Annotated in this window: 6 protein-coding genes; 5 read left to right on the top strand and 1 reads right to left on the bottom strand. The window is 71.8% G+C overall.

Annotated elements, in window-relative coordinates; genetic code table 11:
• Together G401_RS0102650 and G401_RS42950 are read left to right on the top strand one after the other, a co-directional pair.
• Positions 1–325, top strand: a 325-nt coding sequence (locus tag G401_RS0102650) for a UDP binding domain-containing protein (protein WP_027341290.1), incomplete at its 5' end; no start/stop codon positions are given.
• Positions 326–501: 176 nt separating this feature from the next.
• A complete protein-coding gene (locus G401_RS42950) occupies positions 502–1,653 on the top strand; it encodes an LCP family protein (RefSeq protein WP_051366027.1) in 1,152 nt (383 codons plus the stop codon).
• Positions 1,654–1,657: 4 nt separating this feature from the next.
• Here G401_RS42950 and G401_RS0102640 read toward each other — a convergent pair whose 3' ends face one another.
• Positions 1,658–3,139, bottom strand: coding sequence for a sugar transferase (locus G401_RS0102640; RefSeq protein ID WP_027341289.1), 1,482 nt, complete (start codon positions 3,137–3,139; stop codon positions 1,658–1,660).
• Between the two features lie 287 nt (positions 3,140–3,426).
• On the opposite strand from G401_RS0102640, the gene G401_RS0102635 reads away from it, so the two are divergent.
• Genes G401_RS0102635 through G401_RS0102625 form a run of 3 tightly spaced genes read left to right on the top strand, consistent with a single transcriptional unit; the run spans position 3,427 to position 6,903 of the window.
• Positions 3,427–5,019, top strand: coding sequence for a lipopolysaccharide biosynthesis protein (locus G401_RS0102635; protein WP_027341288.1), 1,593 nt, complete (start codon positions 3,427–3,429; stop codon positions 5,017–5,019).
• Entirely contained in the window at positions 5,012–6,004 is a 993-nt protein-coding gene (locus G401_RS0102630; protein WP_027341287.1) for a glycosyltransferase, read from the top strand. Before G401_RS0102635 ends, G401_RS0102630 begins: the two co-directional genes overlap by 8 nt.
• Positions 6,001–6,903 carry an NAD-dependent epimerase/dehydratase family protein gene (locus G401_RS0102625; RefSeq protein WP_027341286.1) on the top strand — a complete coding sequence of 301 codons (903 nt, stop codon included), beginning with the start codon at positions 6,001–6,003 and terminating at the stop codon, positions 6,901–6,903. The genes G401_RS0102630 and G401_RS0102625 overlap by 4 nt, the downstream gene beginning before the upstream one ends.
• Positions 6,904–6,912: the final 9 nt, after the last annotated feature.

The raw sequence follows: 6,912 nt of genomic DNA, 5'->3' as shown, positions 1-6,912 counted from the left end.
TGTCCGTGACTCGCCGGCTCTGGCGGTGGCCGGGATGCTGGCCGAAGCCGGGGCGGATGTGCATGTGTACGACCCGCAGGGCACCGACAACGCCCGCCGGGTGCATCCGGAGCTGGCGTACGAGAAGTCGTTGACCGACGCGGTGACGGGTACGGACCTGGTGTGCGTGCTGACCGACTGGGCCGAGTTCCGTAACGCCGATCCGGTGTCGCTGGGCGAGATCACCGGCCGCAGGCTCGTCGTCGACGGCAAGAACTGCCTCGACGGACCGGCCTGGGCCGCCGCCGGGTGGACCTACCGCGGACTCGGCCGCCCCGCCCTCTGACCGACCGCTTGTACGGCCGCGGATCCCGACCCGGGACCGCGGCCGTTCGTCGCTGCGAGCCCCGGCGGGCGGTCGGCCGCCCGGCCGCAGGAGTACGGTAACCCGGATCGAGGTTTCCGCCGTCGCGTACGCCGGGCGGGACCGCCGGGGGAACGCAACGAAAGACGGGGGAGTCCATGCCTGCCGCCATCCGCGACCGCGATCAGGGCTCCAGCCGGTCCTCCCACCAACTCGGATCCGCCGGCCGCAAACGGAAGCGGAAGAAGGCCAAGAGTCCACTGTGGGCGAAGATCGTGGCCGTCCTCGGCGCGCTCATCGTGCTCGCCAGCTCCGGCGCGCTGATCGCCGCGAAGTACTTCCTCGGCGAGGTGGAGAACTCCGTCCAGCATGAGAGCATGCTCGGCGGTGCGAGCGCGCCCGTCGACAAGGCCCACGCGCTCGACGGGGCGGTGAACATCCTGCTGATGGGCGTGGACGAGCGCACGGTCACCGACGACCCGGACGGTACGCGGGCCGACTCGATCATCATCTTCCACATCAACGCGGCGCACACGGCGGCGTACTTCCTGTCGATGCCGCGCGACACCCTCGCCCAGATCCCGGCGTTCCCGAAGACCGGCTTCAAGGGCTCGAACGAAAAGATCAACGCGGCCTTCCAGCACGGCAGCGACAACGGCGGCGGGCGTACCGGCGGTTTCGAACTGCTCGCGGAGACCATCAGCTCGGTCACCGGTCTGCACTTCAACGCGGGTGCCATCGTCAACTTCGCCGGCTTCGAGGCCGTGGTCGACGCGCTGGGCGGCGTCGACATGTGCATCGACCAGAAGGTCACCTCGATCCACATGAACACGAACGGCCAGCTGCTGGCGACGGGCGGCGGCACCGCGATGACGTATGAGAAGGGCTGCCGCCACCTCGAACCGTGGCAGGCGCTGGACTTCGTGCGGCAGCGGCACACCTCGGGCGGCGACTACGACCGCCAGCGCCACCAGCAGCAGTTCCTCAAGGCCGTCGCCAAGGAGGCGATGAGCCAGGGCATGACGAACGTCTCGAAGCTGAACGGCCTGCTCACGGCGACCGGGCACACCCTCACCGTCGACCCCGGCGCGGTCGGCCTGACCGACTGGATCTTCATGCTCAAGGGCATGAACATCGGCGACATGCAGATGCTGAAGACCAACGGCGGCCAGTACGCGTCGCTCAAGTGCCCCGACGGCTCGTCCTGCCAGAAGCTCACCCCCGACAGCCTGGACATGTTCCACGCCGCCCGGGACGACACGATGGCGGACTTCGTGCAGAACCACCCGACCTGGATCGCGAAGGACTGACCGGTCAGTACGCGCCCCGGCGGCCGACCACGATCCACACCGTCCGCCACAGGATCCCGAGGTCGTACGCGAGCGACCAGTTGTCCACGTAGTACAGATCCAGCCGGACGGACTCGTCCCAGCTCAGATCCGAGCGACCGGACACCTGCCACAGTCCGGTGATGCCGGGGCGCACGAGCAGGCGGCGGCGTACGTCGCCCTGGAAGCTCTCGTCGTCGGTGGGCAGCGGGCGCGGCCCGACCAGGGACATCTCGCCGACCAGTACGTTGATCAGCTGGGGCAGCTCGTCCAGGGAGAACGACCGCAGGAACCGGCCGACCCCGGTCACGCGGGGATCGTCCTTCATCTTGAACAGCAGGCCGTCGCTCTCGTTGCTGTCGCGCAGCGCCGCGAGGCGGGCCTCGGCGTCGGTGTGCATCGTCCGGAACTTCCAGACGCGGAACGTCTTGCCCTGGTAGCCCACCCGGCGCTGGCGGAAGAAGACCGGGCCGCGGTCGGACAGCTTGATGGACAACGCGATCAGCAGCAGGAACGGCGAGAGCGCGAGCAGCCCGAGGAGGGCCGCGAACCGGTCGAGCAGGATCTTGACCACCAGCGAGAGGCCGGAGATCGTCGGCTCCTCGACCGTGAGCAGCGGCAGCCCCTCCACCGGCCGGACGTGTACGCGCGGCCCCGCGACATCGGTCACCTGCGGAACCACGACGAGGTCCAGGCCGGTGCCCTCGATCTGCCAGGCGAGCCGGCGCAACTCGTAGGACTCCAGGCTGGCCGGGCCGCAGATGGCGATCGTGTCGGCGTCGATCTCCTGGACGAGTGGGACCAGGTCCCAGCCCGCGTACACGGGAACGGGTGTCTCGGGGACCTGCCCGGCGAGCGGCGGTTCGGGCAGATGGATGGCGACCGGCAGCAGCCCGGCGCCGCGGTTGCGGGTGGCGACGTCGTAGACGGCGAGCGCGTCGGGCAGCCGGCCGACCAGCAGCATCCGGTGCGAGGCCGCGGTGCCGGTACGCCGGATGATCTGCAGCACCCAGCGGGCGATCAGCCGGGCCAGCAGGGTGTAGCACATGGCGGCGAGGATGACGACGACGACGGTCATCCGCGACAGGTCCTTCTTGAAGCCGAAGGCCAGGAACGAGACGGTCGCGGCCATGGCGAGCGTGGCCCGCATGAGGCGCTTGAGCTCCTCGGTGCCGGTGCCCAGCGCCCGCCGGTCGTACGCGCCGCAGGCGGCCAGCAGCAGCACCCAGCCCAGCGGCATGCCGAGGTTGGCCACCAGGGTGAACGCGCGCAGCGAGCCGGAGAGGACCTCGTCCTTGCCGAAGCCCGCGTCGGCCCGCTGGAAGAGCGTGATCGCGGTCCGGCTGGCGGCCAGCGCGCACATGAAGTCCAAGGCCAGCAACCAGATGACGTAGTTGCGGTGCCAGGTGACGCGGTGCGCGCCGGAGCGGCCGAAGGCGGCGCGGGCCACGCCGTTCGAGGGTGTGATGACGTCGGGCCCGGCAGGTCCGGCCCCGGAAGGACGCGCGTGGGTGGACACCGCCGGATTCCTTTCGCGCCGGAGAAGTCCGTCGGTCAGGGGTCCGGCGCTCTGGAGGCTAGCGGCCGGGTCGGCGTTTTGCCTAGCGGCATTCGGGCGGAATTCGACGAGAGGGATCACAACTCCGAATACGCCGTCCTCGTACGGATCCGTGCAACTCGGGACGGATACCCAGGGCGGCCGCCGGTGGACTACGATCTGCGACGGTGTCGACCGACCGCGGGGAAGCACAGCGCATGACCATGACGCACGACCATCCGTCCGACCGGCCGGAGGGTGAGGCGACCGTGCCCGCCCCCGCCGCGCGCGGCTCGATCGGCGTGCTCAAGGCCGGCGCGCTGTCGATGCTCGCGCTGGTCGCGGTCGGGTTGACGCGGCTGGTCCACGGCTCGCTCGTCAGCCACGCCACCGATCACGAGACCTATGGTCTCGTCGGGACGATGCTGGCCACCACGATGATCGCCAGCCTGGTGCTGCCCGGGGGCGTCTCCAGCGCGTACTCGAAGTTCGTGGCCTTCCACCGGGGGGCCGGCGATCCGGCCGCGGCGTGGGCCGTGCACCGGTTCCTGGGCCGGCTCGGTCTGGTGTCCTCCGTGGTCCTCGGCGCCGGCGCGGCCTGGGCGGCGGCGGAACTCTACGACCTGCGGCCCGCGGACGCCCTCGCGGTGGCGTTGCTCACAGCCGCGTACTCGCTGTATACAGTGGACAAGGCGGCCATGTACGGCCACGGCCTCGTCCCGCAGTACGCCCGCCTGGAACTGTGCACGTCGGGCCTGGCCGTCGCCGGCACGATCGTGATCGTCGTCACCGGCGCCACCCAGTACCTGCTGCCGCTCGCGATCGGCTATCTCGCGTTCGTGGTGCTGGCCCGCGTACAGCTGCGGCGGCACCGGCGGAACAGCCACACCGGCGGCACCGGACCCTTCGACCGGCGCCAGGTCGTCGTCTTCACCATCCTCGGCAGCATCGGCACCCTGGCCAGCGCGGGCTTCCTGCAGGCGACCCAGCTGCTGGCGGACCGGTTCGCCGAGCCGGACGAGGTGGCGCACTTCGTCGCGGCCGTCGCCCTCGTGGCGCCGCTCTACTTCCTGCCCCGGGCCATGGCGCTGGCCCTGTTCCCGGCGATGGCCGGCGCGCAGGGCGCGGGCGACCACGCCGCGATCCGCCGCCAGGTCGACCTGTCCACGCGCGGCCTGGCCGCCCTGCTCACCCCGGTCTTCGTCGTCGGCCTCCTCGCCGCGCCGCTGATCCTGACGATCTTCGGCGGCTCCGGGTACGCGCGCGGCGCCGGCGTACTGCGGCTGATGCTGTGCGCGTGCTTCTTCGGCGTACTGCAGGTGCCGGCGGTCAACGTGCTCGCCAGCGGTACGCCCCGGCAGACGCGTGTCCCGGTCGCCTCCGCGGTGACCGGGTGCCTGGTCGGCCTGGGGGTGGTGGCCGTCCTCGGCGGACCCTACGGCGCGACCGGTGTCGGCATCGGATACCTCGTCGGGACGTGTGTGACGGCGCTCATCCCGCTGTCGGCGGTCTGGCGTATCCACCGCATGTCCTGGTTCGGCCCGCTGGCCAAGAGCATCGCGGCCGTAGCGGTCACCGGAGTGCTCACCACCCTGCCCGTCCTGCAGAGCACGCTGTGGGGACCAGTGGCCGCCGCAGTCGGGGCCGTCCTCGCCGGAGTGCTGTTCCTGGGAGAGATCAAGGGGCTCGTCGCGCAGGTCCGGTCGGGCGCCCGGCGGTCCGGGCCGGCCGCCGTCATCCCCGCCCAGCGGCAGCGCGCCGGCATCGTGTCGCACCGCGCGCCCAGCTCCAGGAGGATCCGACGTGACTGAACCACTGCGCATTCTGGCCGTCACCAACCTGTGGCCGGAGGAGGGCAGCTACCGCGGCATCTTCGTGGAGCGCCAGGTCACCGCCGTCCGGGCCCTCGGCCACCAGGTGGACGTCGAGGTCGTCGCGCAGTCGCGGGGCAAACTCGACTACGTCTCGGCCGCGCCGCGGGTCCGCGCCCGGGTCAAGGACGGCGGCTACGACCTCGTGCACATCCACTACGGACTGGCCGCGCTGGCCGCCCGGGGCATCGGGCGCACGCCGCGGGTGCTGTCCCTCTACGGCAGCGACATCAACGCGCCCAAGCAGCGCATGGCGACGAAGCTCGGCTGGTCGGGCACGGCCGCGCGGATCTACGTCTCGCAGCGGCTGGCCGACACCGCGGGCGACCCGGCCGGCCACGTGGTCGCCAACGGTGTCGACTTCGACCTGTTCACCCCGGGTGACCGCCGCGCGGTCCGGCAGGAGTACGACCTCCCGGAGACCGATCCGGTCGTGCTCTTCGGCGGCGACCCGAAGCGCCCGGTCAAGGGCTACGACGTGTACGCCGACGTGCTGGCCGAGCTGCGCCGCCGGGGCGTACCGGTGCGGGAACTGGTGCTCTCGGCGCCCGGCCAGCCCGCGACCGAGCTGGTACGCAAATACGACGCCGCCGACGTCCTGCTGTTCACCTCGCGCGAGGGCAGCGAGGGTTCGCCGACGGTCGTCAAGGAGGCGACCGCGATGGGGCTGCCCGTGGTCTCGGTCGACGTCGGCGACGTGACCGAGGTGCTGCGCCGGGTCCACCCGAGCGCGGTCGTGCCGTTCCCGAAGCACGAGGATCCCGCGCACAGCCGCCGCCAGCTGGTCTCGACGCTGGCCGATCGGACCATCGACGTGCTGATGCAGCGCGTACGCGCCGACGGCCGGGAGAGCTGCGCGTGGCTGGACGAGCGCCGGGTCGCCGAGCGGATCGTCGAGATCTACCGGAAGGTCCTCGCCGGATGACGAGGGCGCTGGTGACGGGGGCCGGCGGCTGGGTCGGCGGGTACGTGGCACCGCTGCTGGCCGAGCGCGGGTTCGACGTCGTGCGCACCGGCCGGACACCGGGCGCCGATCCGGGCTACGTGGCCGCTGATCTGTCCGATCTGGACAGTGTGACCCGGCTCCTCGACGAGGTACGCCCGGATGTCGTGATCCACCTGGCGGCCGCGACGCCGCAACGCGTACCGGCGGCGGACCGGCTGGTCGAGGCGACCGTCGGGCCCGTGTCGAACCTGGCGGCCGCGCTGCGGGCGAACGGCGGCCGGCTCGTGCTCGCCGGCTCGTCCGCCCAGTACGGCGCCCTCGACCCGGGCGCGGCACCGCTGACCGAGGACTGCGCGCTGCGGCCGGCCGGCGCGTACGGCTGGGCGAAGTGCGCGGCCGAGGCGATCGCCCGCGGGCTGAGCGCCGACGACCGCTTCGAGCTGGTCGCCACCAGGCCTTTCAACCACGTCGGCCCTGGTGAGACCGCCGCCACCGTCGCCGGCGCGCTGGCCCGGAAGGTCGCCGCCGTCGCCGCCGGGTCCGCGGACAAGGTCACCGTCCGCGACATCGACGCGATTCGGGACTTCACCGATGTACGCGACGTCGCGCGCGCGTACGCGGATCTGGCGGCGGCCGATCTCGGCGGGCCGACGGTGAACATCTGCTCGCAGCGGCCGGTCGCCGTGCGGGCGGTGCTGGAGACGTTGCTGCAGGTGGCGGGGTTGGACTGGTCGGTGGTGGAGGTGCTGCCCGGGGCCGGGCCGGTGGCCCGCCAGGTAGGGTCGGCCCGTCGGATCGGGGAGCTGACCGCGTGGACCGCGGCCATTCCCTTGCGCCGCAGCCTGGAAGACCTGTACGCGGACGTCGCGCGGGGATGACGAGAAGGA

This window comes from Hamadaea tsunoensis DSM 44101 (assembly GCF_000428945.1).
Taxonomy (GTDB): domain Bacteria; phylum Actinomycetota; class Actinomycetes; order Mycobacteriales; family Micromonosporaceae; genus Hamadaea; species Hamadaea tsunoensis.
This window is presented reverse-complemented; position numbering and strand designations above follow the sequence as displayed.